The 1,858-nt window shown below is 38.2% G+C and carries 1 protein-coding gene; it reads right to left on the bottom strand.

All coding sequences use genetic code 11. The features are described 5' to 3' along the window. On the bottom strand, nucleotides 1-1,858 hold a 1,858-nt coding region (locus tag E1171_RS23475; RefSeq protein WP_187696186.1), incomplete at both ends, for a hypothetical protein.

Here is a 1,858-nt window from a genome sequence, read left to right as displayed (position 1 = left end):
GCAACAAATATCCTCCTTGCTTCTAATATCCGACTGAATCAAGGTTCCTTGGGAATACACATAACGCCCAAAATGTCCATCATTAGCAACTTTAAGATCCCCAAATTGAGTTAAATTCATAAGCTCATCCAATTGGGCAGCAGGGGTATCCTCTCCCCAATCGGGCATAGTATTTTCACCTAACCATCTGAAACCATAATTAGAACCTTCAAAAACAGTTCGGAGAGTATAATGATTCCCTCTTGCATAATAATCTTTCTCATCCTCATCCTTTCGAGCAGCATTAAAACCTAAATATCCTGCCCAATTGGATCCACTATTATTCCAATCTTTTTCAACCGTCCAATCCAGATTTAACATACCAATGCCAGGGTTTGAGGAATATTTTAAGGAAAGCCTAGCTTTGGGTTCACTAACTTCAACCCCGATGTTACCATTTACTTTTAGGTCTCCAAATAAATTTGCAGTTGTGTCGGAAATCAGTAAGCCTTTGGTCAAATTATTCGTACCCAGACGAAGAGGTAGAATTTCTGTGCTATCTTCATCATAATTGTAAATACTAACCTCATGAGAAACATTTCCATTAATAGTAAGGCGCCGGTTGTTATCTACTTTGTTATATAAATGAAGATTCCCGCTTTTTACATTAAGGTCATCTCCAAATTCTGCCGTTCCTGTAATCATTAAATTGTTTGCAGCCCAATCCACTGTAGATAGGTTAGCATTAGCTGTATGATAAACTTCATTACCCTCTACATATCGCCCTACCTGAGTTTTTGTATGAGTATCATTAATATTTAAATGCTCAGTTTCAAGGCTAATTTTCCACCCACTATTCCAAACTTCAACATTACTTTCAACGGAGAATTCAACCTCACTAACTGTTACTCTAAAATCATCCCAGGTAGAATCAATATCCCCAATATACAAGCAGCACTTTTCTCCATCATGTCCAAATCTTACGGGTAAGTTTCTTGAGGCTTCTGGGTCGTTGATAATATAAGCATAGGTTCTATACCATTTTGGATCATGATTATCTAGTAAATACCCTCCAGCTCTTAATTCAAACGCCTCATGTAATGTATAATCGTACACTTTTATGAGCATTCTAATGGGCCCATGTTTCCAAGATTGAGGAAGTGTAATTTTTATAGTCCCTACATGTCCAAAATCATGGAATCGAGCTCTTCCTCCAGAGGGATTACTTATGCTCATTTGTCCATCTTCAACTGAGGAAAAGCTTTTTGCTAAGATATGCCCATCAAACTCCCCATTTCCACCAGATAAAATATTGTTAAACTCGCCTGTCCCTGTGGTCTTCAAGTTGCCTAATGTGTTAAGGTTTCCATTCACTAGTAACTCACTACCTATGATTGTTCCTCCATCAAAGTCGTTGTTATAATTGATAGTTAATCTGTTGTTAGATTCATGAACAAGGGCTCTACCCCCACTACCATAGGCACCGAATTTTAACACCAAATCAGCCCCACCGTCATATTTAAATCTATTATCACCATTAAGAATATCAAGGGAGGTGGCTTTTATATTACTTCCAAACTCCCCTGAGCCTGAAACCATCATATTCCCCAAAACATCCAAAGTAGCATGCCCACTTAAATTGTTTGTAGTATGTCCTATGCTTAATGCGCTAAAAGATCCCCGAACCGCATCAAAATAAGTGGTTCCTCCCTCCTGGTTAATTTTTATCCATTCGGTACGACCATCTTCTTCCGATAAGCTATCTTCTAATTGTAATGTACCTACAATTCTTGCCTTATAAAGTTCTCTTTTAGGAGCAATCCCTCCGCTAGCCAATTGGTAATTGGTACGCATTTCAGGGATATCTTCTACAATATAT

It is taken from the genome of Xanthovirga aplysinae (assembly GCF_009711365.1).
GTDB classification, from domain to species: domain Bacteria; phylum Bacteroidota; class Bacteroidia; order Cytophagales; family Cyclobacteriaceae; genus Xanthovirga; species Xanthovirga aplysinae.
Note: the sequence above shows the minus strand (reverse complement) of the source record. Positions and strands in the feature narration are given on the sequence as shown.